The organism is Streptomyces sp. NPDC020983 (assembly GCF_044333485.1).
Classification (GTDB): Bacteria; Actinomycetota; Actinomycetes; order Streptomycetales; family Streptomycetaceae; genus Actinacidiphila.
Window position 1 is genome coordinate 170,404 of sequence record NZ_JBIRRA010000006.1, and the last position, 23,317, is coordinate 193,720.

Genomic DNA, 23,317 nt, shown 5'->3' on the forward strand with positions numbered 1-23,317 from the left:
CACCTGCCGATCAGACGTCGAGGACCTGACGGCGGTTGTAGGTGCCGCAGTTGGAGCACGCGATGTGCTGCAGCTTCGGCTCGTGGCAACGCTCGCACGCCACCAGGCTCACGGGCGCAGCCTTCCACTGCGAACGGCGGTGACGCGTGTTGCTGCGCGACATCTTCCGCTTCGGAACAGCCACGGCTACTTCTCCTGGTCGTCATCGGAGCCGTTTCCGGCACCGTTTTGCTGGATGGTCGGATCCGACGGGTCGAGTGTCAGATCCCGCAAGGCCGCCCACCGGATGTCGGTGGCCTCGTGGTGGTGGCCCGGGTCGTCCGCAAGGCGTGCTCCACAGGTGGGGCACAGGCCCGGGCAGTCTTCCCGGCACACCGGCTGCATCGGCAGTGCGAGCACCACCGCGTCGCGCAGCACCGGCTCGAGGTCGAAGAGATCGTCCTCCAGTACCGGCATGTCGTCGTCCTCGTCGGCCTCGGCGTCGGCACCGGCTTCGTCCCTGCGGGCGGTCCTGGTGTCGGCGTCGGGGTAGGAGAACATCTCCTGGATGTCCGCGTCGAGCTCGCGCTCGACGGGCTCCAGACACCTTACGCACTCCCCCCGGGCGGTCGCGTGGGCGGTGCCGCTGACGAGCACGCCCTCCATGACCGACTCCAGGCGGAGGTCCAAGTCGATCGTCGCGCCCTCGGGCACGCCGATGACGTCGCGGATCCCGAGATCCACGGGGGCCGGCACCGAGCGGGAGACCTTCTTCATCGCGCCCGGACGCCTGCCCAGCTCGTGCGTGTCGAACACGAGGGGCTCACGGTGGTCAAGGCGGGTGTTCAGGGCTCCTGCTTTCCTCGGTCGTGCCTGCCCGGTCGCGGGATGCGGATGGGCAGGCAGAAGCGCCGGCGATTCACACGGCTGAAGTGACAGGATACTGGAACCGCCGTCCCCGCCCAAACGGGGCGGTCCGCGGCCCTTCCGTCAGCGTCCCTGCTCCAGCTCCCGCAGCCGGTCGAGGTCGATCATGCCGGTGTCGAAGAAGCTGGTCTCGTCGAGGGCGGCGGGCTGTCCCTGGTCGTATCCCTGCTGCGGGTACGGGGCCTGCGCCGGGTACTGCTGCTGGTCGCCGTAGCCGGGCTGCTGCTGGTCGCCGTAGCCGGGCTGCTGCTGCCCGTAGTCGTAGCCCTGCTGCTCCTGGCCGTAGCCCTGCTGCGGGGCGTACGGGTCCGCGTAGCCGGCCTGCTGGGCGTATTCCTGCCCGTAGTCCTGCTGGTAGGTCTCCTGCGGGTAGCCGCCGTAGCCGGGGTCCTGCGGGGCCTGGGCGGCCGGCTCCACGGGTTCCTGCGGGCGGTAGCCGTACTGCGTCAGGTCGGCCTGCTCGGCGACGGGGGCGGCGAGGCCCGCGAGGTAGTCGGCGTCGGACTGCCGGTGCGGGCCGTCCTCCCCGGTCTCCCGGTCGGCCGCGGCGATCTGGGCGGCGAGGTCGTCGATCGGGTTGTGCCCGGTGAGCTTGAGCCGGCCGCGGCCGACGGCCTCCAGGGTCTTGGTGAGCACCGCCTCGAAGGCGCCGAGCTTGGCGTCGACGTACTCGTCGGCGCGGCGGCGCAGCGTCTCCGGGTCGCTGCTGCGCTCGGGGGCCTCCGGGTCGTCCTCGGCGTATTCCTGCCCGTAGCCCTCGTCGTAGCCGGGCCGGCGGCCGAGCAGCTTCTCGCGGCCGCGGTCGACGGAGCCGATGGTCTTGGTGAGGACCACCTCGAAGTTGGCGAGCTTGCTGTCGACGTAGTCGTCGGCCTCGGCGCGGATCTCGTCGGCCTCGCGGCGGGCCTCGGCGAGGATGCGCTCGGCCTCGTCCCGGGACTGCCGGACGACGGCGGTCTCGGCGGTCAGCGAGCTGCGCTCGGCGTGCGCCTGCTCGATGATCCGCTGGGCCTCGTCCCTGGCCTGTTCCACCATCTGCTCGCGGTCGCCGAGCAGGTCCTGGGCCTGGGCCAGGGAGTCGGGCAGCGCCGCGGCGAGGTCTTCGAGCATGGCCAGCAGTTCGGCCCGGTTCACCACGCAGGAGGCAGACATCGGCATCGACCGGGCGTTCGCCACGGTGGCCGCGATCTCGTCGAGCTTCTTCTGGACGTCCACGTGTCGACTCTAGCGCTGCCGCAGCCGGGAGTTCAGCGCCTCCAGGACGGGAGCCGGCACCAAGTGCGAGATGTCACCGCCCCATTGGGCCACTTCCTTCACCAGAGACGACGAGAGGAAGCTGTAGGCCGGGTTGGTGGGCACGAAGAGCGTCTCGACCCCCGACAGGCCGATGTTCATCTGGGCCATCTGGAGCTCGTAGTCGAAGTCGCTGACCGCCCGCAGGCCCTTGACGATGGCCGGGATGTCGCGCTGCTTGCAGAAGTCCACCAGCAGGCCGTGGAAGGACTCCACCACCACGTTGTCGAGATCGGCGGTGACCTGCTCGATGAGCGCGATCCGCTCGTCGACGTCGAAGAGGCCCTTCTTGGACTTGTTGATCATCACGGCGACGTGCACGACGTCGTACAGCCGCGAGGCGCGGGCGATGATGTCGAGGTGTCCGTTGGTGACGGGGTCGAAGGACCCGGGACAGACTGCGCGGCGCATGGCAGGCTCCTCGCTCTGCTGACGGGCGTTACCTGTGGGTAACCGGGGCGGCGCGACCGTACCAAAGAGTGGCTTCGCCGTACCGCCGGGAGCGGAGCGGCTCGAAGCCGGCCGGCCAGCGGAATTCGCCTCCCCTGGTCCTGCGCTCCACGGTGACCAGTGTGTCCTCGGCGAGCCAGCCGCCCGCGCCGAGTGTGAGCAGGATCTCGCGCAGCTCGTCGTCCGGGACGTCGTACGGCGGGTCCAGGAAGACCACGTCGTACGGCTCCGCGGGCGGCGGTCCCGCGGCCACCTTCTCGGCCCGCCCGCCGCGCACCTCGGCGCCCGGCAGGCCGACGGCCGCGGCGTTCTCCCTGATGGTGCGCAGCGCGCGCGGATCGGACTCGGCGAGCAGGACGTGCGCGGCGCCGCGGGACAGCGCTTCGAGGCCCACGGCGCCCGAGCCGCCGTACAGGTCCATGACGCGCGCGCCGCCGAGGGTGCCGCGGAGCGACTCCAGGGTCGAGAAGAGGGCTTCCCTCGCACGGTCCGAGGTCGGGCGGGTGCCCGTGCCCGGCGGTACGGCCAGCCGCCGGCCGCCGGCCGCTCCGGCGATCACGCGGGTCATGAGCTGCTCACCTTCCGCACCCTATCCGCCGCCGGCGTGGCCCGCGGCTCAGCCCTTGTCCAGGTAGCGCTCGCGGTCGGCGTCGAGCAGGCTCTCCAGGGCGCTGCGCAGGTCGGGGTGGCGGGCCAGCTCGGGGTCGGCGCCGACCACCGCGACGGCCTCCTGCCGGGCCTCGTCGATGATGTCCCGGTCACCGATCACCGTGAGCATGCGCAGCGAGGACCGGCTGCCCGACTGCGCCTGGCCCAGCACGTCGCCCTCGCGCCGCTGCTGGAGATCGATCTCGGACAGCTCGAAGCCGTCCAGCGTGCCGGCCACCGCGTCCAGCCTGCCCCGCGCGGGGCTCGCCTCGTGCGCCTCGGAGACCAGCAGGCACAGGCCCGCGGCGCTGCCGCGGCCGACCCGGCCGCGCAGCTGGTGCAGTTGGGAGACGCCGAAGCGGTCGGCGTCCATGATCACCATCACCGTCGCGTTCGGCACGTTGACGCCCACCTCGATGACGGTGGTGGCCACCAGGACGTCCAGCTCCGCGGCGGCGAAGCGGCGCATCACGTCGTCCTTGGCGTCCGGCGCGAGCCGCCCGTGCAGCACCTCGACGCGCAGCCCGCGCAGCGGGCCCGCCGCGAGCTGCTCGGCGACCTCCAGGACGGCCAGCGGGGGGCGGCGCTCGGCGTCCTCGGCGGGCTTGTCCGCCTTGGCGGTCCTCGCGGTCTTCTTCGCGCCCTTGCCCTCCGCCTGGGCGGGCTCCTCGTCGTCGCCGATCCGCGGGCACACCACGTACGCCTGGTGGCCGGCCTCGACCTCCTCGCGGACCCGCTCCCACGCCCGGCTCAGGAAGTGCGGTTTCTCCGCAGCGGGGACGACGTGCGTGGCGATCGGCGAGCGGCCGGCCGGGAGCTGGTCGAGGACGGACGTCTCCAGGTCGCCGAAGACCGTCATCGCGACCGTGCGCGGGATCGGGGTGGCCGTCATCACCAGCAGGTGCGGCGGCTTGGGCGCCTTCGCCCGCAGCGCGTCGCGCTGCTCCACGCCGAAGCGGTGCTGCTCGTCCACCACGACCAGGCCCAGGTCGTGGAATTTGACCTTGTCCTCGATCAGCGCGTGCGTGCCGATGACGATGCCCGCCTCTCCCGTCACCAGGTCCAGCAGCGCCTGGCGGCGGGCGGCCGTGCCCATCGAGCCGGTCAGCAGCACCACCTTGGTGCCCAGCTCGCTGCCGCCGAGCATGCCCGCGGACTCCGCCAGCTCGCCCATCATCTCGGTGATCGACCGGTGGTGCTGCTGGGCCAGCACCTCGGTGGGCGCGAGCATCGCGGCCTGGCCGCCGGCGTCGACGACGCCGAGCATCGCGCGCAGCGCCACCAGCGTCTTGCCCGAGCCCACCTCGCCCTGGAGCAGCCGGTGCATGGGGTGGTCGGTGGCCAGGTCGGCGAAGATCTCGGCGGACACCGCCTGCTGGCCCTCGGTGAGGGTGAAGGGCAGCTTGGCGTCGAAGGCCGCGAGCAGTCCGTCCCCACCGGGGCGGCGGGGCACCGCGGGCAGCGCCGACTCCGCGGCCCGGCGCCGGGCCAGCGCGACCTGGAGGACGAACGCCTCGTCCCAGCGCAGCCGCTTCTTCGCGGTCTCCTCGTCGGCCTTCGTCCGCGGCCGGTGCACCTTCTCCAGCGCTTCCGGCAGGCCCACCAGGCCGCGGTCGGCGCGCAGCTGCGCGGGCAGCGGGTCGCCGACGCCCGCCCAGCCGGTCGCCTCCAGTGAGTTCAGCGCCGTCTCGACGGCCTGGGCGATCTTCCACGAGGTGATCTGCTTGCAGGCCGGGTAGAGCGGGATCCGGCGGCCGGCGAAGTCGTCGGCCGCCTGCCTGCCGTCGTCGTCGGCGTCCAGCAGCTGGTAGTCCGGGTGCGCGAGCTGACGGGTGCGGTTGAAGACCGACACCTTGCCGGAGAACATCCCGCGGCGGCCGGGGAGGAGGCGGTGCGCGTGCGCGTGCGCGGCCTTGCTGAAGAAGACCAGCGTGAGGGACCCGCTGCCGTCGGTGACGACGACCTCCAGGCGGACGCCCGAACCGCCGCCGTACGTCCGCTTGTCGGCCTTGGCGATCTGCGCGACCACCGTGACGTACTCGTCGACGGGGAGGTCGGCGAGCCTCGTCAGCTCCCCGCGCTCGGCGTACCGCCGGGGGTAGTGGTGCAGCAGGTCACCGGTGGTGTGCAGGTCGAGATGCTCGCCGAGCACCTTCGCGGTGCGGTCACCGACGAGCTTGCGCAGCGGTTCGTCCAACGGATTTCCGGTCATCGTCCCCATCCTCGCGCACCCCACCGACAACCAGGCCGCGCCGCCCGGCCCGCGCGCCGCTCCTGCGCTACTCCACGCCGATCAGCAGCGGGCAGGACGCCTGGCCGCCCTCGTACGTGACGGTGTCCACCGCGAGGTGGGTGTCGCGGACGTGGGCCTCCAGGCGGGTGGCGAGTCCCGCCGGGGCGGTCGCGCCGAGCACCAGGGTGACCATCTCGCCGCCGGCCGCGAGCATCCGGTCCAGGACGCGGACGGCCGTCCCGGCGATGTCCGCGCCGATCACCGCCACGTCGCCGTCGATGAGGCCGAGGACGTCGCCGGCCTGGCAGACGCCCGCCATCGTCCACGACTCGCGCTCGGCGACGGCCAGCTCGGCGTAACGCGTCGCGCCCGCGGCGGACGTCATCGCCACGACGTCCTCGTCGAAGCGGCGCGACGGCTCGTGGACGGCGAGCGCCGCGATGCCCTGCACCGCGGAGCGGGTCGGGATGAGCGCGACACGCACCCCGTCCGCGCGGGCCTGCGCGGCGGCCGCGCCGGCCGCGGGGCGCAGCTCGGTGCCGTTGGGCAGCAGGATCACCTCGCGGGCGCCCGTGCGCCGGACCGCCGCGGAGATCTCCCCGCTGGCCGGCGCCTCCCCCGCGCCCAGCGCGACCACGACCGCGCCGGCCTGCTCGCACAGCGCCGCCATGCCCTCGCCGCGCACCAGCGCGACCACCGCGCGCTCACGGCCGCGGCCGCCCGGTGTGCGGCGCGTCTGGGCGCCGAAGTGGGTGACCCGGATGCGGTGCGGGCGGCCCGCCTCGATACCCGCCTCGACGGCCGCGCCCACGTCGTCGACGTGCACGTGGACGTTCCACAGCCCGTCGCCGCCGACGACGACCAGGGAGTCGCCGAGCGCGTCCAGCCGGGCCCGCAGCGGCGGGACGGCGGCAGCCGGCGCCTCCAGCAGGTAGATCACCTCGAACGCCGGGCCGCCGGGCGCCGCGTCGCCCTCCGGGCAGGAATGCTCCTGCGCCGCCTTCACCACGGGGGCCCGGGCGGCCGCGCCCGCGGCCTCGCGGCGGCGCGGGGCCTCCCCGGTGACGGCGTCGGCCAGCGCCCCCAGCACGGCGACGAGCCCGAGCCCGCCGGCGTCCACGACCCCGGCCTCCCGCAGCACGCCGAGCTGCCCCGGCGTCGCGGCCAGCGCCTCCCGCGCCCCGAGGTGCGCGGCCCGGACGACCGTCCCGAGGTCGCCCCCGGGGGCACCCTCCGCGCGGGATGCGCCGCCGGCGGCGGGCGCGGGCTCCAGCGCGGCCCGCGCCGCCTCCGCCGCGGCCGCGGCGACCGTGAGCATCGTGCCCTCCGCCGGGCGGGCCACGGCCTCGTACGCGGAGTCCGCCGCCGCCCGCAGGGCCCGGCACAGGGCGGCGGCGTCCGGCTGCGGCGCCGGGGCCGCCGCGAGCGACTCGTTCATGCCGCGCAGCAGCTGCGCCAGGATCGTGCCGGAATTGCCGCGGGCACCGATGAGGGCGCCGTGGGACATGGCGCGGAAGGCCTCCGGCAGGGACGGGCCGGCCTCCGGGTCCGCCGCGGCATGGCCGTCGCACACCGCGTCCACCGCCTGGGCGGCGGACTCCACGGTGAGGTAGAGGTTCGTGCCGGTGTCGCCGTCGGCGACGGGATAGACGTTGATCGCGTCGATCTCCTCGCGGGCGCGGCCGAGGGCCGCGAGGGCGAGCCGGCACCAAGTGCGCACCGTGGGTGCGTCGAGCGAGGGCGGCACGGATCCTCCTGCGAGCGCGGCAACTGCGTCCGAGCCTAGCCGCCCCCCACGGACGGACCTTCGCGACGGCCGCCGCCCCGGCCGCCGCGGGACGCCGCCCCCGCCCCGCCGGCACGTGCGCGCCGCGGACGGCCGCGACCGGACCGCGGCCCGAGGTGGAGCCGGGGAATGCCCCGGGCCGCCCTCCCAGCCGGGCCCCCGCCCGCCGGGTGGCCGCAGCCGATCCCGCCCCGGTCGCGCGCGCCGCCCTCCCCCAGACGCGGCCGAACCACCGGCGCCCCGGGCCCCGCCCCACCGGCGGGCGCCCCCGCCACCCCGTACCCCCGCCCACCGCACCCGCCCCCGCCGGCCTGCAGCCCACCGGCGCCGCGCGCAGGCGGATCCACGGGCCCCCGCCCGCCGGGCGGCCGCAGCCGATCCCGCCCCGGTCGCGCGCGCCGCCCTCCCCCAGACGCGGCCGAACCACCGGCGCCCCGGGCCCCGCCCCACCGGCGGGCGGCCCCGCCACCCCGTACCCCCGCCCACCGCACCCGCCCCCGCCGGCCTGCAGCCCACCGGCGCCGCGCGCGGGCGGATCCACGGGCCCCCGCCCGCCGGGCGGGCGGGGCGGGGGGCGGGGCATGGTAATTTCATGGGAGCCGTGCAGGCGTTGTATGCTGCTCCGGTTGCCTGGGGTTCTCCCGGGTTTTTCCTCGTAAATGCATCTGAAGTCTTTGGAGTGTCCCGTGGCTGCCAACTGCGACGTCTGCGGCAAGGGGCCGGGCTTCGGCAACAGCATTTCCCACTCGCACCGCCGTACCCCGCGCCGTTGGAACCCCAACATCCAGCGGGTGCGCGCGGTTGTGGGGAAGACGCCGAAGCGGCTCAATGTCTGCACCTCGTGCATCAAGGCCGGCAAGGTCTCGCGCTAGCGAGTGGCCCGTTGCCGCGTGTACACGCGGCAGTCGTACCGCAGCGGCGCGGCCTTCCGGCTTCGAAAAGCCGGCTCACCGAAGGTGGGCCGGCTTTTTGCGTGCCCGCGCCCCGGCGGGCGCCGCCTCAGCGGCGCCAGGCGGGGTCGACGGGGCCGGTGCCCGTGCCCAGGGGGTAGCCGGCGGTGATCGCGGCGGTCACGAAGGTCTTGGCCAGGGCGGCCGCCTCGGGGACGTGGCGGCCCAGGGCGAGGTGGGTGGCCAGGGCGGTCGCGAGGGTGCAGCCGGTGCCGTGGGTGTGCGCGCCGGCGTGGCGGGGGGCGCGGAACCAGTGCTCGGTGCGGCCGTCGCTGAGCAGGTCGGGGGCGTCGGCGGCCGGCAGGTGGCCGCCCTTGACCAGGACCCAGCGCGGGCCGAGGGCGAGGAGGGCGCGGGCGGCGGCCCGCATGCCGTCCTCGTCGGTGACGACGGTGCCGGTGAGCCGCCGGACCTCGTCGAGGTTGGGGGTGACGACGGTCGCGAGCGGCAGCAGGCGGTCGCGGACGACCGCGGTCGCGTCCTCGTGCAGCAGCGCCTCGCCGTGGCTGGAGACGCCCACCGGGTCGATGACGACCGGCACCGCGACGTCGCGGAGCAGGTCGGCGACGGTGCCGGCCATCTCCGCGGATCCGAGCATGCCGGTCTTGACGGCCTGCACCCCGATGTCGTCCACGACGGCGCGGAACTGCGCGCGTACCGCGTCCGGCGGCAGCTCCCAGGTACCGTGCACGCCGTGCGAGTTCTGCGCGGTCACCGCGGTGACGACGCTGGTGCCGTGGGCGCCGAGTGCGGTCGCCGTCTTGAGGTCGGCCTGGATGCCGGCCCCGCCGCCGGAGTCGGATCCGGCGACGGAGAGCACGCGGACGGGTGCGGTGGCGGGCACGCCGTCACGCGTCCGGGCCGAAGTGGTCCCAGCCGCCGGCCTTCTCCCAGGGCGCGCCGTCCACGGTGACCTGCGGGGCGCGGCCGGAGGGCGCGCTGACGGAGCCGATGACGCGCCAGCGCGCGGGGAGCTTCACGTCGGGCGGGAAGGTCGCGACGATGGCGTGGTCCTCGCCGCCGGTGAGCACCCAGTGCAGCGGGTCGACCCCGACGGCCTGCCCGATGTCGGTCATCTGCGCGGGCACGTCGATGTCGGCGGACCGCAGGTCGATGTCGGCGCCGCTGGCGGCGGCGATGTGGCCGAGGTCGGCGACCAGGCCGTCGCTGACGTCGGTCATGGCGGTCGCCCCCAGCTCGGCCGCGGCCGGGCCGGCGTGGTACGGCGGCTCGGGCCGGCGGTGGGCCTCGACGAAGGCGCGCGGCGAGCGGAAGCCGCGGGAGAGGACGGCGAGGCCGGCGGCGGACCAGCCGAGCCATCCGGTGACGGCGACGACGTCGCCGGGACGCGCCCCCGAACGGGTGACGGGCGAACGGTTGCGCAGGTCACCCAGCGCGGTGACGGCCACCGTGATGGTGTCGCCGCGTACGACGTCCCCGCCGACGACGGCCGCGCCGGCCACCTGGCACTCGTCGCGGATGCCGTCCATCAGCTCCACCGGCCAGGTGGCGGGGAGTTCGGCGGGCACGACGAGGCCGAGCAGCACGGCCGTGGGGACGGCGCCCATGGCGGCGATGTCCGCGAGGTTCTGCGCGGCGGCCTTGCGTCCCACGTCGTAGGCGGTGGACCAGTCGCGGCGGAAGTGCCGGCCCTCGATGAGGAGGTCGGTGGTGGCGACCACCCGGCGGTCGGGCGCGGCGACGACGGCGGCGTCGTCGCCCGGGCCGATCTTGACGGCCGGGGTCGAGGTGAGGCGCGAGGTCAGCTCCCTGATGAGCCCGAACTCCCCCAGCTCCCCCACAGTGCCCTTCATCTGTTCCGTCCCCTCTGGTTCTTCCGCTCGCGTGCTACGGCGCGCATCGGCGTCAATCGGCATTTCTCGGCGTCAATACGGGGGTCAGGTACCGCGCGGGTCTCCCCGCCGTGCGCGACGACGCGATAACGTGGCGTCCCCCTTCCCACATGATCCTCGTAGCCGCCCTGGAGGTTCCGTGGTACAGGCCTACATCCTGATCCAGACCGAGGTCGGAAAGGCCTCGGCAGTCGCGGAGGTGATCTCCAAGATCGACGGCGTCATCCAGGCCGAAGACGTCACCGGACCCTACGACGTGATCGTCCGGGCCCGGGCGGACACGGTCGACGAGCTGGGCCGCATGGTGGTGGCCAGAGTCCAGCAAGTGGACGGCATCACCCGCACCCTCACCTGCCCCGTGGTCCATATCTAGCCCCCGTTATGCTCGTCCGGTGGCGCTGTTTCACCGGGTCGTCCTCATCAACGTCTCCGTCCTCGCATGCCTGTCCGCGGCGGCGGCGTACGGTTTCGCCGTCTCCGGTAGCGGTGACGACTCGGCCGCCGTGCCGGTTCCTGACGCCCTCACGTCGAGTTACTGCCGAGCGCTGCACGAGGTCCTGCCGCAGCGCGTCGGCGGGCTCCCCCGGCATGATCTCAAGCCGCGCTCCGAGCTGACCGCCGGGTGGGGTGATCCGGCGATCGTGCTGCGCTGCGGGGTGCCGCGGCCGGCCGTGGACGACGATCCGCAGGCCGACGGCGTCGACGTGGACGGGGTGGGCTGGTCCGTCGAACACGGGCCGGACGGCTCGCTGCGGCTGACCACGACGTACCGGAAGGCCTACGTCGAGGTCACGCTGCCGGAGAAGTACGCCGCGGACGTCGGCCCGCTCACCGACCTCGCGGACGCGGTGAGGCGGACCGTCCCGTCCACCGTGTGACGGCCGCGGTGGCGTCCCCGCGGGACCGCCGCTCCGCAGGGACGTTTCGGCGGTTCAGCGCAGGCCCGTGGAGCGGCGCAGCGCGGCCTCGATGAGCCGGTCGACCAGCTCGGGGTAGTCGACGCCGCTCTCCTGCCACATCCGCGGGTACATCGAGATGGGCGTGAAGCCCGGCATGGTGTTGATCTCGTTGATCACGAACTCGCCGTCCTCCCGCAGGAAGAAGTCGGCGCGCACCAGCCCCTCGCACGACGCGGCCTCGAACGCCGCGACCGCCAGCCGCTGCACCTGCGCGGTCTGCTCGGGGGTGAGCGGCGCGGGCACGACGCCCTCGGCGGAGTCGATGTACTTCGCCTCGAAGTCGTAGAAGGCGTGCTCGGTGACCGGCGGGATCTCGGCGGGCACCGAGGCGCGCGGCCCGTCCTCGAACTCCAGCACCCCGCACTCGATCTCGCGGCCGCGCACCAGCGCCTCCACGACGACCTTCGGGTCGTGCCGGCGGGCCTCGGCGATGGCCGCGTCCAGCCCCTCGGGACCGTCGACCTTGCTGATGCCGAAGGAGGAGCCGCCGCGGGCGGGCTTCACGAAGAGCGGCCAGCCGTGCTCGGCGGCGAAGGCCAGGACGCGGTCGCGCGCGGCGTCGGCGTCGCGCTCCCAGTCGCGCGGGCGGATCACCGTGTACGGGCCGACGGCCAGCCCGAAGGAGGTGAAGATCCGCTTCATGTACTCCTTGTCCATGCCGATGGCCGAGGACAGGACGCCCGCGCCGACGTAGGGCACGCCGGACAGTTCCAGCAGTCCCTGGAGCGTGCCGTCCTCGCCGTACGGGCCGTGCAGCAGCGGGAAGACGACGTCGACCTCGCCGAGCGCCTTGGGCACCGCGCCCGCCTCGGTGTAGACGACCTCGCGGTTGGCCGGGTCGACGGGCAGCACCACGGCGCCCTCGTGGTCGGTGACCTGCTCCACGGTGGGCATGGTGCGGTCGGCGATGGCCATCCGGTCGGGCTCGTCGGCGGTGAGCGCCCAGCGCCCCTCCCCGGTGATGCCGATCGGCAGGACGTCGTACTTGCTGCGGTCGATGGCGCGCAGCAGGCTCGCCGCGGTCACCACCGAGACGCCGTGCTCGGAGCTGCGGCCGCCGAAGACGACGGCGACCCGCGGCTTGCGGTCGTACCCGCCCCGGGCGGGGGCGGTGGTGGCCGGGGCGGCGGGCTCGCCGCCCGGGCTCTGGCTGTGGGGTGCAGGCAGGTTGGTCATGTCGCGTCGACCTTACCTTTCGGACTTCGCGGACCGTGACATCAGTTCCCGCACGGCCACGACCGGCGGCTTTCCGTTGTGCACGATATCGACCACGGTCTCCGTGATCGGCATGTCCACGCCGTGGCGCCGTGCGAGTTCGGCCACCGACTCGCAGGATTTGACGCCCTCCGCCGTCTGCCGGGACGTCGCGATGGTCTCGGCGAGGCTCATGCCGCGGCCGAGGTTCGTGCCGAAGGTGTGGTTGCGGGACAGCGGCGAGGAGCAGGTGGCCACGAGGTCTCCCATGCCCGCCAGCCCGGCGAAGGTGTACGCGTCGGCGCCCATCGCCAGGCCCAGCCGGGTGGTCTCGGCCAGACCCCGGGTGATGAGCGAGGCCTTGGTGTTGTCGCCGAGTCCCATGCCGTCGGCGATGCCGACCGCGAGCCCGATGACGTTCTTGACGGCACCGCCCAGCTCGCAGCCGACCACGTCGGTGTTGGTGTACGGGCGGAAGTAGCGGGTGTGGCAGGCGGCCTGGATCCGCCGGGCCACGGCGTCGTCCGCGCACGCGACGACGGAGGCGGCGGGCTGCCGCTGCACGATCTCCGGTGCGAGGTTGGGGCCGGAGAGCACCGCGACGCGCTCCGGGCCCGCCTTGGCGACCTCCTCGATGACCTCGCTCATCCGCTTGGCGGTGCCGAGTTCGATGCCCTTCATCAGGCTGACCAGCACCGCGTCGGGGCGCAGCAGCGGCGCCCACTCGGCCAGGTTGCCGCGCAGCGTCTGCGAGGGCACGGTGAGGAAGACCATGTCCGCGTCCCGCGCCGCCTCGGCGGCGTCGGCGGTGGCGGTCACGGCGGCGGGCAGTTCGAGCCCGGGGTGGTAGTCGGGGTTGCGCCGTGTGGTGTTGATGGCCTCGGCGACGGAGGCCCTGCGGCCCCACAGCGACACCTCGCACCCGGCGTCGGCCAGCACCATGGCGAAGGCCGTGCCCCACGAGCCGGTGCCGAAGACCGCGCAGCGTGCCGTCACTTGCCCTCCCGTGCCGCGCGCGGGTCGAAGAGCCCCTCGGGGGCGGGCTCGCCGCGCACCTCGGCGAGCAGTTCGGTCACCGCGCGCATGATGACCGCGGTGACCTCGCGCAGCACCTCGGCGGTGGGCTCCTGGCCGTAGTACGCCGAGAGGTCGACGGGCGGCCCGGCGAGCACGCGCAGCGTCTTGCGCGGGAAGAGCCGCAGCCGCTTCTCCTTCGCGTAGGGCGGCATGGCCTCGTTGGCGCCCCACTGGGCGACCGGGACGACCGGGGCCTTGGTCATGAGCGCGACGCGGGCGATGCCGGTCTTGGCGATCATGGGCCACTGGTCCGGGTCGCGGGTGAGGGTGCCCTCGGGGTAGAAGGCGACGCATTCGCCCTTCTCGATCGCCGCGACGGCCGCGCGGAAGGCGTTGGCGGCGTCCGAGCTGTCCCGGAAGACCGGGATCTGGCCGGTGCCGCGCAGCACCGACCCGACGAACTTCGGCTTGAACAGCGCGGCCTTGGCGAGGAAGCGCGGCACCCGCCCGGTGTTGTACTGGTAATGCGCGTACGACAGCGGGTCGAGATACGAGTTGTGGTTGACGGCCGTGATGAATCCGCCGTCGGCCGGAATGTGCTCCATTCCGCGCCAATCCCGCTTGAACAGCGCAATGAGCGGCGGTTTCACGATGACGGCCGCCAGGCGGTACCAGAAACCGATTCTGCGGCCAGACACCCGGACTCCTCTACGTTGTGACGGCGCTGCCGCTCAGCATCGCGGCTACCAGAGACTAACGCCAGGGCCGCGGCGGCTGCGGGGCGCCTCTGGCACTCGGTGACAATGGTGCGGTGGATGGTCCGGTGGAGATGACGCCGCGCTGGTCGCTGGTCGTGCCGCTCAAACCGCTCGCGACGGCCAAGAGCCGGCTCGCGGGCGCCGCGGGGCCGGGGCGCCCGGCGCTCGCGCTGGCCTTCGTCCTCGACACGCTCGCCGCCGCGCTGGCGTGCCCGCGGGTGGCGGACGTCACGGTGGTCACCGACGACCCGCTGGCGGGTGCGGAGGCGGCCGCGCTGGGCGCGCTCGTCCTGCCCGACCTCCCGGCGGCGGGCCTGAACGCGGCCCTGCGGTACGGCGCCGGGCGGGTGCGCGAGCGGGATCCCGGCGCCGCAGTCGGGGCGCTCAACGGCGATCTCCCGGCCCTGCGGCCCGCGGAGCTGGACGAGGTGCTGGCGCACGCCGCGCGGCGGCCCGGGCGGGCTTTCCTGGCCGATGCGGCGGGTGTGGGGACAACCTTGCTGACCGCGTCGCCGGGCGTGCCGCTCTCCCCCGGTTTCGGCGGCGCCTCCCGGGCCCGCCACCTGGCCTCGGGCGCGCGGGAGATCACGCTGCCCGCGGTGCGCTCGGTACGGCAGGACGTCGACACCGCGGCCGACCTGGACGCGGCCCGCGCGCTGGGCCTGGGCCCGCGCACCGCCGCCCTCTTCACGGCCCGCCCCGCGTGAGCGGGCACCCCGTAGGCTGGGCCCATGCAAGCCACCGCGTTCACCTTTGACCCCGGCACCCGCGAGGGCAGCGTGCTGCTGGACGACGGGACACCGGTGCCCTTCGACGCGGCGGCCTTCGACGCGGGCGGCCTGCGGCTGCTGCGCGCGGGCCAGCGGGTGCGGATCCGCACCGAGGGCGAGGGCGCGGCACGGCGGGTGGTCTTCGTGACGCTGCAGACGTATCCCGACCCGGGCGCGTAGGCCGGGGCCGCCCCACGGCGTCCGGGCACGGGGACGCTCCCCGGCGTCCGGCACGGCGTGCGGGTCCGGGCGCGGCGCGGGCCGGGTCACCCTGGGGGTGCCCGGCCCGGTGCGAAACTCCGGTTCTGGGGTCCTGCGGGGCCTGCGTCGGGGGCACTGCGGCCCGGACGGCGCCCCGGCGGGGTGGTGGGGGCGGCCTACCTGGCGGCGGCGCGTTTGGCCGTCGTCTTGCGGGACGCGGTCTTCTTGCCGGGGGTCTTCTTGGCGGTCGCCTTCTTCGCCGGCGCCTTCTTGGCGGTGGTCTTCTTCGCCGTCGAGGCCTTCTTCGCGGCGGTCTTCTTCGCCGCTGCGGTCTTGGTGGCGGCGGTCTTCTTGGCCGCGGTGGTCTTCTTCGCCGCCGTCTTGCGGGCGGTGGTGGCCTTCTTCGCGGCGGCCTTCTTGGTGGTGGTCCGCGCGGTGGTGGAGGCGCCGCCGCCGGTCAGGCTGCCCTTGGGGGCCTTCTTGACCGAGACCTCGCCGCTGCGCGGGAGCTTCTTCGCGCCGCTGACCAGGTCCTTGAAGCCCTGACCGGCGCGGAAGCGCGGCACGGAGGTCTTCTTGACCCGGACCCGCTCCCCGGTCTGGGGATTGCGGGCGTAGCGGGCGGGCCGTTCCACCTTCTCGAACGAACCGAAGCCGGTGACCGACACCCGGTCGCCGGCCACCACCGCACGGACGACCGCGTCGAGAACCGCGTCAACCGCGTCCGCGGCGGCCTGCCGGCCGCCTACCTTGTCGGCAATCGCTTCTACGAGCTGCGCCTTGTTCACGTCTTCCCCTTCGGAAACTTGCCCGGCGAATGAGTGCGGGCCTTTTCGCACGCTAGGGGGATATATACCGCAAATCAAATACGAAACGGGCGAATCACCCTTGTGCCGCAACACACTCAGGGCTTAGACGATCACCGGTCGGGGATTCCGAGGGCGTCCAACTCGGCGGTCAGCACGTCGAGACGCCGGGCCGCGTCGGCGAGGTCGTGCTTGGCCGCGGCGGTCACCGCGAGCAGCCTGCGGGTCAACTCCCGCCTGGTCTCATCAGGGACTTCGGGATTGGCGACGCGGGTGTGCGCCTGCTTCAGCCGCGCGGCGAGAACCCCGTAGAGCTGGAGTTGGCCGTCGGGTTCCATGCGTCGATTGTGCCATCTGCGGCGAGTTGTCAGGCCTGACAGGGCCAAGCGGGTGTTCCGGCGCCCGCGGACCGGTCTTCTGGTCGAGCGCGTGCACCCGCGGCAGGGGCGTGCGCGGACAGCGAAGCGCCCCCCGCGAGAACGCGGGGGGCGCTTGGGGGGCGAAGCCGTCCGCCGGGGCTCAGACCCGGACGGTGCTGGGCTTGAAGGACGGCCGGCGGGCCTCGAAGGCGGCGATGTCCGCCTCGTTGGCCAGCGTCAGGCTGATGTCGTCGAGGCCTTCCAGCAGCCGCCAGCGGGCGTTGTCGTCCAGCTCGAACGACGCGGTCACGCCCTCGGCGCGGACCTCGCGGGCGACCAGGTCGACGGTGATCTCCGCCTCCGGGTCGGCCTCGGTCAGCTTCCACAGGGCGTCGATGGTCTCCTGCGGCAGCACGACCGTGAGCAGGCCGTTCTTGAGCGAGTTGCCGCGGAAGATGTCGGCGAAGCGGGACGAGAGCACGGTCTTGAAACCGTAGTTCTGCAGCGCCCACACGGCGTGCTCGCGGGAGGAGCCGGTGCCGAAGTCGGGGCCCGCCACCAGCACGGTGGCGCCCTGCCGCTCGGGACGGTTCAGGACGAACTCCGGGTCCTTGCGCCAGGCCTCGAACAGCCCGTCCTCGAAGCCGTTGCGGGTGACCTTCTTGAGCCAGTGCGCGGGGATGATCTGGTCGGTGTCGACGTTGCCGCGGCGCAGCGGCACGGCCCGGCCGGTGTGGGTGGTGAAGGCTTCCATCGGGGCTCAGACCTCCGTCAGTACGGGCGCGTCGGACAGGTCGGCGGGCGAGGCGAGCCGGCCCAGCACCGCGGTCGCGGCGGCCACCTGCGGGGAGACCAGGTGGGTGCGGCCGCCCTTGCCCTGACGTCCCTCGAAGTTGCGGTTGGACGTGGACGCGCTGCGCTCGCCGGGCGCCAGTTGGTCGGGGTTCATGCCCAGGCACATCGAGCAGCCCGCGTGCCGCCACTCCGCGCCGGCCTCGGTGAAGACCTTGTCCAGGCCCTCCTCGACGGCCTGCAGGGCGACCCGTACCGAACCCGGGACGACCAGCATGCGGACACTGTCGGCGATCTTGCGGCCCTGGACGACGGAGGCCGCGGCCCGCAGGTCCTCGATCCGCCCGTTGGTGCACGAGCCGACGAAGACGGTGTCCACGGCGACCTCGCGCAGCGGCTGCCCGGGGTTCAGGCCCATGTACTCCAGCGCCTTCTCCGCCGACAGCCGGTCGCCGGGGTCGGCGAACGAGGCCGGGTCGGGCACCGACGCGCTCAGCGGCGCGCCCTGGCCGGGGTTGGTGCCCCAGGTGACGAACGGCGACAGGGTCGCCGCGTCGATGCGCACCTCGTGGTCGAAGACCGCGTCCTCGTCGGTGCGCAGCGTCTTCCAGTACGCGACCGCCGCGTCCCAGTCCTCGCCCTTGGGCGCGTGGTCGCGGCCCTCCAGGTAGTCGAAGGTGGTCTGGTCGGGCGCGATCATGCCGGCCCGGGCGCCCGCCTCGATCGACATGTTGCAGACGGTCATCCGGGACTCCATCGACAGCTTCTCGATGGCCGAGCCGCGGTACTCGATGACGTAGCCCTGGCCGCCGCCGGTGCCGATCTGCGCGATCACCGCGAGGATCAGGTCCTTGGCCGTGACGCCGTCGGGCAGCTCGCCGTCGACGGTGACCGCCATGGTCCGGAACGGGGCCAGCGGCAGCGTCTGCGTCGCCAGCACGTGCTCGACCTGCGAGGTGCCGATGCCGAACGCCAGCGCGCCGAAGGCGCCGTGGGTGGAGGTGTGGCTGTCACCGCACACCACCGTCGTGCCCGGCTGGGTCAGGCCCAGCTGCGGGCCGACCACGTGCACCACGCCCTGCTCGACGTCGCCCAGCGGGTGCAGCCGCACACCGAACTCGGCGCAGTTCTTGCGCAGCGTCTCCAGCTGCGTGCGGGAGACCGGGTCGGCGATCGGCTTGTCGATGTCGAGGGTGGGGGTGTTGTGGTCCTCGGTGGCGATGGTGAGGTCGGTGCGGCGCACCTTCCTGCCGTTCATCCGCAGCCCGTCGAACGCCTGCGGGCTGGTCACCTCATGGAGCAGGTGGAGATCGATGAAGAGCAGATCGGGCTCGCCTTCGGCGCGGCGGACGACGTGGTCGTCCCAGACTTTTTCCGCGAGTGTCCTACCCATCGCTGTCCCTCCGGCCTGGGGCGTCGTCGACCCCGGCCAACTCGGTGTGTGTTTCTGCGCTGTCCTCCCAGCCTGACGGGTTCCGGGAGAAATTGAACTTGCGTTTCAGAGTGTGAGACGCGAGTATCGTTGCATGGACAACTCTAGCGGCGTCGGCGTTCTCGACAAGGCCGCTCTGGTGCTCAGCGCACTGGAGTCAGGACCGGCCACCCTGGCCGGGCTTGTCGGCGCCACGGGTCTCGCCCGCCCCACAGCGCACCGGCTGGCGGTCGCGCTCGAACACCATCGCATGGTGGCCCGCGACATGCAGGGCCGCTTCATCCTCGGCCCCCGGCTCTCCGAGCTGGCCGCCGCCGCCGGCGAGGACCGGCTGCTCGCCACGGCGGGCCCCGTCCTCACCCACCTGCGGGACGTGACCGGCGAGAGCGCCCAGCTCTACCGGCGGCAGGGCGACATGCGCATCTGCGTCGCCGCCGCCGAGCGGCTGTCCGGCCTTCGGGACACGGTGCCGGTCGGCTCCACGCTGCCGATGAAGGCCGGATCGGCGGCCCAGGTCCTGATGGCCTGGGAGGAGCCCGAGCGGCTGCACCGCGGGCTGCAGGGCGCGCGCTTCACGGCCACCGCTCTCTCCGGCGTGCGGCGCAGGGGCTGGTCGCAGTCGATCGGCGAGCGGGAGCCGGGTGTGGCGTCCGTCTCGGCCCCGGTACGCGGGCCCTCGAACCGGGTGGTGGCCGCGGTGTCGGTGTCCGGCCCGATCGAGCGGCTGACGCGGCACCCGGGCCGTATGCACGCGCAGGCCGTCGTGGACGCCGCCGCGCGGCTCTCCGAGGCCCTGCGCCGCTCCGGCTGACCCCTCCCCCGCCCTTCCGCCCGCCCGGTCCGCGCCGACGACGCCGTGGACCGGGAGGACGTGACGCGGGACACACGACGCGTGCGCAGCGGCGTGCGCACCCCGCGTACCGGCCCCGGAAAACACCGGAGCCCGCCGCGACTGGCGCGACGGGCTCGGTTTCGCATGATCTGCGGATGCGTACCCCCGACCGGATTCGAACCGGCGCTACTGCCTTGAGAGGGCAGCGTGCTAGGCCGCTACACAACGGGGGCAGGCCTGGCGATCCTGTCATCGTCCGAACCGGGAGCGACCCGATGAGGACGGAGTGAAGGATCAGTACCCCCGACCGGATTCGAACCGGCGCTACTGCCTTGAGAGGGCAGCGTGCTAGGCCGCTACACAACGGGGGCTCGCACGAAACGCGCTGGGGTACCAGGACTCGAACCTAGAACAACTGAACCAGAATCAGCCGTGTTGCCAATTACACCATACCCCACCAGAACGCAACCCCTGCGGGTCTTGTTCGGCTTGCGCTTCCGGTCCGGGCCTTTCGGCCTCTCCGGCGGCGCAGGAAGAACATTACCCGATCAGGGACACCGCACCAAAACGAGTATCGGGACGGAGCATCGCGGCCAGCTCGCCGAGCCCGGTGATGCGGGTGAGGTCCGGGCGGCCGCCGCTTCCGCGGCGGTCCAGCCAGATGCCCAGCAGGCCGGCGTCCATGGCCCCGCGGGCGTCGATGTCCGGCTCGTTGCCGACGTACGCGACCTCCTCCGGCGGCAGCCCCAGCTGCTCACAGGCGGCGTGGAAGGCGGCCGGGTCCGGCTTGTGGACGCCCAGCTCGGCGGCGCACAGCAGCACCTCGAAGCGGTCGCGGACGCCGAGCGCGCGCAGCTTGCGGTCCTGCGGCTCGAAGGCGGAGTTGGACAGCACCGCGTGCCGGTAGCCGGCGGCGAGGCCGTCCAGGGCGGGCACGGCGTCCGGGAAGAGCGCCCACGCCGCCTCGTAGTGCGCCTCGTGCCGGCCGAACCACTCCTCGGCCTCGGCGTCCGGCAGCGGCACACCCAGGAAGTCCCTCACCCGGTCCCTGCGCTGCCCGGGGAAGTCGGCCTCGCCGGCGGCGAACCGCGCCCAGTGCAGCACGGTCAGGTCGCGCCAACGGTCGAGGGCCTGCTCGACGTCGTCGTAACCGTCGGGCAGGCCCTCGTGTGCCAGGTGGCGCCGCATGCCGTCGCGCTCGGCGCCGGCGTAGTCGAAGAGCGTGTCGTCTATGTCCCACAGCACCGCGCGGATGGCCATACCGGCCAATCTAACCGGGCCGGGCGGCGGCCGCGGGGCCGCTGCGGTCAGGCGCCGGGGGCGTGCCCCCGGACAGCGCGGCGTACGCCCCCGCTCAGCCCGCGAGCCGGGCGACGGCGCGGTCGATCCGCGCCAGCGCGCGCTCCCGCCCGAGCACCTGGAGGGACTCGAAGAGCGGCAGCCCGACCGTGCGCCCGGTGACCGCGACGCGTACCGGCGCCTGCGCCTTGCCGAGCTTGAGGCCGTGCGCCTCTCCGGCGGCCAGGACGGCCTCCTTGAGCGCCTCCGGGCTCGACCAGTCGGCGTCCGCGAGCTTCTCGCGCGCGGTGCGCAGCAGCGCGTCGGACCCCTCCTTCATGGCCTTGGCCCACGACGCCTCGTCGTGGGCCGGCTCGGGCAGGAAGAGGAAGTCGACGTTGGCGGTGATGTCGGAGAGCACCGTCAGCCGGGTCTGCGCGTAGGGCGCGATGGCCTGCCAGGCGGCCTCGTCGAAGTCCTCCGGCGCCCACGGCGCGTACGGGGCGTGCAGCCAGGGGGCGCACGCCTCGGCGAAGGCCGCGGGGTCCAGCAGCCGGATGTGGTCGGCGTTGATCGCCTCGGCCTTCTTCAGGTCGAAGCGCGCCGGGTTGGCGTTGACGTCGCCGATCTCGAACTTCGCGACCATCTCGTCCTTGGAGAAGACGTCGCGGTCGGCGGAGAAGGACCAGCCGAGCAGCGAGAGGTAGTTCAGCAGCCCCTCGGGCAGGAAGCCGCGCTCGCGGTAGAGGTTGAGCGAGGACTCCGGGTCGCGCTTGGACAGCTTCTTGTTGCCCTCGCCCATCACGTACGGCAGGTGCCCGAAGCTCGGGGTGTACTTGGCCACGCCCAGCTCGGTGAGCGCCTCGTACAGCGCGATCTGCCGCGGGGTGGAGGACAGCAGGTCCTCGCCGCGCAGCACGTGCGTGATGCCCATGGCGGCGTCGTCGACCGGGTTGACCAGGGTGTAGAGCGGGGCGCCGTTCGCCCGCACGATGCCGTAGTCGGGGACGTTCTCCGGGCTGAAGGACAGCTCGCCGCGCACCAGGTCGGTGAAGGTGATCGTCCTGTCCGGCATCCGGAAGCGCACGACGGGGCTGCGGCCCTCGGCGGTGTAGGCGGCCACCTGCCCGGCGGTCAGGTCGCGGCAGTGGCCGTCGTAGCCGGAGGGGCGGCCGGCGGCGCGGGCGGCCTCCCGGCGGGCGTCCAGCTCCTCGGTGGAGCAGTAGCAGTCGTACGCGTGGCCGGCCTCCTTCAGCCGCCGGACGACGTCGGCGTAGAGGTCCATGCGCTGGGACTGCCGGTAGGGCGCGTGCGGGCCGCCGACCTCGGGGCCCTCGTCCCATTCGAGGCCGAGCCAGCGCAGGGAGTCCAGCAGCGCGGTGTAGGACTCCTCGGAGTCGCGCGCGGCGTCGGTGTCCTCGATGCGCAGCACCAGGGTGCCCTGGTGGTGGCGGGCGAAGGCCCAGTTGAACAGGGCCGTGCGGACCAGCCCGACGTGCGGGTTGCCGGTCGGCGAGGGACAGAAGCGGACCCGGATGCCGGAGTCCGCGGGAACGGGGGTGGGGGCGCTAGCCACGCGAGATCACCTTGTTGGTGAGAGTGCCGATGCCTTCGATGGTGACGGCGACCTCGTCGCCGGGGGTCAGCGGACCGACCCCGGCCGGGGTGCCGGTGAGGATGACGTCGCCGGGCAGCAGGGTCATCGCCTCGCTGACGTTGACGACGATGTCCTCGATGGAGTGGATCATCTGCCCGGTGCGTCCGGCCTGCCGCAGCTCGCCGTTGACGGTCGCGGTGACCGCCAGGTCGGCGGCCCCGGCCAGGTCGATACCGGTCTCGATCCACGGGCCCAGCGGGCAGGAGGAGTCGAAGCCCTTGGCCCGCGCCCACTGCTTCTCGGTCCGCTGGGTGTCGCGCGCCGTGACGTCGTTGGCGCAGGTGTAACCGAGGATGACGTCCTTGACCCGCTCACGCGGCACCTCCCGGCACAGCCGGCCGATGACGACGGCCAGCTCCGCCTCGTGGTGCACCTCGTGCGAGAACGACGGGTAGACGATGCTGTCGCCGGGTCCGATCACGGACGTGGAGGGCTTGAAGAAGGCCCAGGGGGCGTCCGGCACCTCGTTGCCCAGCTCGGCCGCGTGGGCGGCGTAGTTGCGGCCGATCGCCACGACCTTGCTGGGGAGGACGGGGGGCAGCAGCCGTACGGCGCCCGCCCCGCCCAGCGGCACCTTCGTGCCGGACAGCTCGAAGTCCCCGAAGGGGACTCCCTTGATGATGTCGACGACGAGGCCGTCCAGGCTGCCGGGACCGCCCGGGCCGGAGGTCTGGTCGCCTTCGACCGCGCCGAAGGCGACGTTGCCGTCGATGGAGAACCTGGCGATGCGCATGAGCGCAAGCCTATCGTCCGGGGCCGTTTTGCCGGACGGAGCGTCGCCGCAGGTCAGCCGCGGGGTGCGGGGGTCAGGCGGCGGGCGGCTTGGGCAGTTCGTTGAGAACGGTGCGGCGCGGGTTGGCCGTCCTGGCCGGCAGCGGGCGCGCCGCGGCGGGCACCTCGGGCGCGACGGACGTCACAGCGGAGGTGAGTTCCGAGGCGTCCTTCAGGTGCGCGAGAGTGGTACGCCGAGGGTTGGCGATCCGGCGGAACGTCAGGGTGGTCTTCATCGGCGCTCGGGACCTCGCGGACTCGGGGACCCGCCGGGCGGGCCGCGGTTGACAGGGGTACGACTCGTGTACACCACAACGTTAGCGGCGCCCATTCCCCGCCCCCGGCGGCCCAGTCATCTGACGGGCTGTGATT

Annotated in this window: 26 protein-coding genes and 3 tRNA genes; 6 read left to right on the forward strand and 23 right to left on the reverse strand. The window is 73.5% G+C overall.

All coding sequences use genetic code 11. The features are described from left to right. Positions 1-10: 10 nt before the first annotated feature. The 7 genes from rpmF to ACH4SE_RS15245 form a co-directional block, all read right to left on the reverse strand. Positions 11-184 carry a 50S ribosomal protein L32 gene (rpmF, locus tag ACH4SE_RS15215; protein WP_398186802.1) on the reverse strand — a complete coding sequence of 58 codons (174 nt, stop codon included), beginning with the start codon at positions 182-184 and terminating at the stop codon, positions 11-13. 2 nt (positions 185-186) lie between these two features. Continuing rightward, entirely contained in the window at positions 187-795 is a 609-nt protein-coding gene (locus ACH4SE_RS15220; RefSeq protein ID WP_398543845.1) for a YceD family protein, read from the reverse strand. A gap of 174 nt (positions 796-969) precedes the next feature. Next, the gene (locus tag ACH4SE_RS15225; protein WP_398543846.1) at positions 970-2,121 is read right to left on the reverse strand and encodes a cell division initiation protein; all 1,152 of its coding nucleotides are present in this window, start codon (positions 2,119-2,121) and stop codon (positions 970-972) included. Positions 2,122-2,130: 9 nt separating this feature from the next. Next, a complete protein-coding gene (gene coaD, locus ACH4SE_RS15230; protein WP_398543847.1) occupies positions 2,131-2,610 on the reverse strand; it encodes a pantetheine-phosphate adenylyltransferase in 480 nt (159 codons plus the stop codon). Between the two features lie 28 nt (positions 2,611-2,638). Beyond that, positions 2,639-3,217 carry a 16S rRNA (guanine(966)-N(2))-methyltransferase RsmD gene (gene rsmD, locus ACH4SE_RS15235; RefSeq protein WP_398543848.1) on the reverse strand — a complete coding sequence of 193 codons (579 nt, stop codon included), beginning with the start codon at positions 3,215-3,217 and terminating at the stop codon, positions 2,639-2,641. A 48-nt stretch (positions 3,218-3,265) separates the two neighbouring features. After that, complete coding sequence (recG, locus tag ACH4SE_RS15240) at positions 3,266-5,509, reverse strand: ATP-dependent DNA helicase RecG (RefSeq protein WP_398543849.1); 2,244 nt, start codon at positions 5,507-5,509, stop codon at positions 3,266-3,268. 67 nt (positions 5,510-5,576) lie between these two features. Next, a complete protein-coding gene (locus tag ACH4SE_RS15245; protein WP_398543850.1) occupies positions 5,577-7,277 on the reverse strand; it encodes a DAK2 domain-containing protein in 1,701 nt (566 codons plus the stop codon). A gap of 725 nt (positions 7,278-8,002) precedes the next feature. Between ACH4SE_RS15245 and rpmB the strand changes: the two genes are divergently transcribed. Continuing rightward, positions 8,003-8,188: a 50S ribosomal protein L28 gene (gene rpmB / locus ACH4SE_RS15250; protein WP_033173090.1), complete on the forward strand. Its 186-nt coding sequence runs from the start codon at positions 8,003-8,005 to the stop codon at positions 8,186-8,188. A 127-nt stretch (positions 8,189-8,315) separates the two neighbouring features. On the opposite strand, the gene thiD is transcribed toward rpmB, so the two are convergent. Further along, complete coding sequence (thiD, locus tag ACH4SE_RS15255) at positions 8,316-9,110, reverse strand: bifunctional hydroxymethylpyrimidine kinase/phosphomethylpyrimidine kinase (protein ID WP_398543851.1); 795 nt, start codon at positions 9,108-9,110, stop codon at positions 8,316-8,318. A gap of 4 nt (positions 9,111-9,114) precedes the next feature. Further along, complete coding sequence (locus tag ACH4SE_RS15260) at positions 9,115-10,080, reverse strand: thiamine-phosphate kinase (protein ID WP_398543852.1); 966 nt, start codon at positions 10,078-10,080, stop codon at positions 9,115-9,117. Positions 10,081-10,258: 178 nt separating this feature from the next. Here ACH4SE_RS15260 and ACH4SE_RS15265 point away from each other — a divergent pair, with 178 nt between their 5' ends. Both ACH4SE_RS15265 and ACH4SE_RS15270 read left to right on the forward strand, forming a co-directional pair. Beyond that, a complete protein-coding gene (locus ACH4SE_RS15265; protein ID WP_031518955.1) occupies positions 10,259-10,492 on the forward strand; it encodes an Lrp/AsnC family transcriptional regulator in 234 nt (77 codons plus the stop codon). Between the two features lie 19 nt (positions 10,493-10,511). After that, positions 10,512-10,997 (forward strand): DUF3515 domain-containing protein, encoded by a 486-nt coding sequence (locus ACH4SE_RS15270; RefSeq protein WP_398543853.1) that lies wholly within the window; start codon positions 10,512-10,514, stop codon positions 10,995-10,997. Between the two features lie 54 nt (positions 10,998-11,051). Here the strand turns inward: ACH4SE_RS15270 and ACH4SE_RS15275 are convergent, their stop codons facing one another. From ACH4SE_RS15275 to ACH4SE_RS15285, 3 genes are read right to left on the reverse strand one after another with little or no spacing between them, the layout of a single operon-like run. Beyond that, positions 11,052-12,254, reverse strand: a complete 1,203-nt coding sequence (locus ACH4SE_RS15275) for a D-alanine--D-alanine ligase family protein (RefSeq protein WP_398543854.1) — start codon at positions 12,252-12,254, stop codon at positions 11,052-11,054. Positions 12,255-12,266: 12 nt separating this feature from the next. Next, a complete protein-coding gene (locus ACH4SE_RS15280; protein ID WP_398543855.1) occupies positions 12,267-13,268 on the reverse strand; it encodes an NAD(P)H-dependent glycerol-3-phosphate dehydrogenase in 1,002 nt (333 codons plus the stop codon). Beyond that, entirely contained in the window at positions 13,265-13,987 is a 723-nt protein-coding gene (locus tag ACH4SE_RS15285) for a lysophospholipid acyltransferase family protein (RefSeq protein ID WP_398543856.1), read from the reverse strand. Before ACH4SE_RS15285 ends, ACH4SE_RS15280 begins: the two co-directional genes overlap by 4 nt. 131 nt (positions 13,988-14,118) lie before the next feature. Here ACH4SE_RS15285 and cofC point away from each other — a divergent pair, with 131 nt between their 5' ends. Beyond that, the gene (cofC, locus tag ACH4SE_RS15290; protein ID WP_398544095.1) at positions 14,119-14,754 is read left to right on the forward strand and encodes a 2-phospho-L-lactate guanylyltransferase; all 636 of its coding nucleotides are present in this window, start codon (positions 14,119-14,121) and stop codon (positions 14,752-14,754) included. A gap of 24 nt (positions 14,755-14,778) precedes the next feature. After that, complete coding sequence (locus tag ACH4SE_RS15295) at positions 14,779-14,997, forward strand: hypothetical protein (RefSeq protein WP_398186844.1); 219 nt, start codon at positions 14,779-14,781, stop codon at positions 14,995-14,997. Between the two features lie 197 nt (positions 14,998-15,194). On the opposite strand, the gene ACH4SE_RS15300 is transcribed toward ACH4SE_RS15295, so the two are convergent. The 4 genes from ACH4SE_RS15300 to leuC form a co-directional block, all read right to left on the reverse strand. After that, positions 15,195-15,806, reverse strand: a complete 612-nt coding sequence (locus ACH4SE_RS15300) for an HU family DNA-binding protein (protein ID WP_398543857.1) — start codon at positions 15,804-15,806, stop codon at positions 15,195-15,197. Positions 15,807-15,937: 131 nt separating this feature from the next. Next, a complete protein-coding gene (locus ACH4SE_RS15305) occupies positions 15,938-16,162 on the reverse strand; it encodes a hypothetical protein (RefSeq protein ID WP_031518937.1) in 225 nt (74 codons plus the stop codon). 181 nt (positions 16,163-16,343) lie between these two features. Next, a complete protein-coding gene (gene leuD / locus ACH4SE_RS15310; RefSeq protein ID WP_398543858.1) occupies positions 16,344-16,937 on the reverse strand; it encodes a 3-isopropylmalate dehydratase small subunit in 594 nt (197 codons plus the stop codon). A gap of 6 nt (positions 16,938-16,943) precedes the next feature. Next, positions 16,944-18,368: a 3-isopropylmalate dehydratase large subunit gene (leuC, locus tag ACH4SE_RS15315; protein WP_398543859.1), complete on the reverse strand. Its 1,425-nt coding sequence runs from the start codon at positions 18,366-18,368 to the stop codon at positions 16,944-16,946. Positions 18,369-18,501: 133 nt separating this feature from the next. On the opposite strand from leuC, the gene ndgR reads away from it, so the two are divergent. Next, positions 18,502-19,218 (forward strand): IclR family transcriptional regulator NdgR, encoded by a 717-nt coding sequence (ndgR, locus tag ACH4SE_RS15320; protein ID WP_033173104.1) that lies wholly within the window; start codon positions 18,502-18,504, stop codon positions 19,216-19,218. A gap of 181 nt (positions 19,219-19,399) precedes the next feature. Here ndgR and ACH4SE_RS15325 read toward each other — a convergent pair. The 7 genes from ACH4SE_RS15325 to ACH4SE_RS15355 all read right to left on the reverse strand — a co-directional run bounded on the left by ACH4SE_RS15325 (position 19,400) and on the right by ACH4SE_RS15355 (position 23,181). Further along, positions 19,400-19,472 (reverse strand) — tRNA-Glu (locus ACH4SE_RS15325). A 65-nt stretch (positions 19,473-19,537) separates the two neighbouring features. Then, a tRNA-Glu gene (locus ACH4SE_RS15330) sits at positions 19,538-19,610 on the reverse strand. A gap of 14 nt (positions 19,611-19,624) precedes the next feature. Next, positions 19,625-19,696 (reverse strand) — tRNA-Gln (locus ACH4SE_RS15335). Between the two features lie 83 nt (positions 19,697-19,779). Then, the gene (locus tag ACH4SE_RS15340) at positions 19,780-20,499 is read right to left on the reverse strand and encodes an HAD family hydrolase (RefSeq protein WP_398543860.1); all 720 of its coding nucleotides are present in this window, start codon (positions 20,497-20,499) and stop codon (positions 19,780-19,782) included. 94 nt (positions 20,500-20,593) lie between these two features. Continuing rightward, positions 20,594-22,093, reverse strand: a complete 1,500-nt coding sequence (gene gltX, locus ACH4SE_RS15345) for a glutamate--tRNA ligase (RefSeq protein ID WP_398543861.1) — start codon at positions 22,091-22,093, stop codon at positions 20,594-20,596. Further along, on the reverse strand, positions 22,086-22,907 hold the full coding sequence (locus ACH4SE_RS15350; protein ID WP_398543862.1) for a fumarylacetoacetate hydrolase family protein: 822 nt from the start codon (positions 22,905-22,907) through the stop codon (positions 22,086-22,088). Before ACH4SE_RS15350 ends, gltX begins: the two co-directional genes overlap by 8 nt. Positions 22,908-22,980: 73 nt before the next feature. Further along, positions 22,981-23,181 carry a hypothetical protein gene (locus tag ACH4SE_RS15355; RefSeq protein WP_398543863.1) on the reverse strand — a complete coding sequence of 67 codons (201 nt, stop codon included), beginning with the start codon at positions 23,179-23,181 and terminating at the stop codon, positions 22,981-22,983. Between the last annotated feature and the right edge of the window lie 136 nt (positions 23,182-23,317).

Coding starts and splice junctions, on each gene's coding strand:
- coaD (WP_398543847.1), bottom strand. CDS start 2,610: ATGCGCCGCGCAGTCTGTCCCGGGTCCTTCGACCCCGTCACCAACGGA.
- ACH4SE_RS15305 (WP_031518937.1), bottom strand. CDS start 16,162: ATGGAACCCGACGGCCAACTCCAGCTCTACGGGGTTCTCGCCGCGCGG.
- leuC (WP_398543859.1), bottom strand. CDS start 18,368: ATGGGTAGGACACTCGCGGAAAAAGTCTGGGACGACCACGTCGTCCGC.
- leuD (WP_398543858.1), bottom strand. CDS start 16,937: ATGGAAGCCTTCACCACCCACACCGGCCGGGCCGTGCCGCTGCGCCGC.
- ndgR (WP_033173104.1), top strand. CDS start 18,502: ATGGACAACTCTAGCGGCGTCGGCGTTCTCGACAAGGCCGCTCTGGTG.
- cofC (WP_398544095.1), top strand. CDS start 14,119: ATGACGCCGCGCTGGTCGCTGGTCGTGCCGCTCAAACCGCTCGCGACG.
- ACH4SE_RS15275 (WP_398543854.1), bottom strand. CDS start 12,254: ATGACCAACCTGCCTGCACCCCACAGCCAGAGCCCGGGCGGCGAGCCC.
- ACH4SE_RS15350 (WP_398543862.1), bottom strand. CDS start 22,907: ATGCGCATCGCCAGGTTCTCCATCGACGGCAACGTCGCCTTCGGCGCG.
- ACH4SE_RS15355 (WP_398543863.1), bottom strand. CDS start 23,181: ATGAAGACCACCCTGACGTTCCGCCGGATCGCCAACCCTCGGCGTACC.
- ACH4SE_RS15260 (WP_398543852.1), bottom strand. CDS start 10,080: ATGAAGGGCACTGTGGGGGAGCTGGGGGAGTTCGGGCTCATCAGGGAG.
- rsmD (WP_398543848.1), bottom strand. CDS start 3,217: ATGACCCGCGTGATCGCCGGAGCGGCCGGCGGCCGGCGGCTGGCCGTA.
- recG (WP_398543849.1), bottom strand. CDS start 5,509: ATGACCGGAAATCCGTTGGACGAACCGCTGCGCAAGCTCGTCGGTGAC.
- ACH4SE_RS15340 (WP_398543860.1), bottom strand. CDS start 20,499: ATGGCCATCCGCGCGGTGCTGTGGGACATAGACGACACGCTCTTCGAC.
- ACH4SE_RS15295 (WP_398186844.1), top strand. CDS start 14,779: ATGCAAGCCACCGCGTTCACCTTTGACCCCGGCACCCGCGAGGGCAGC.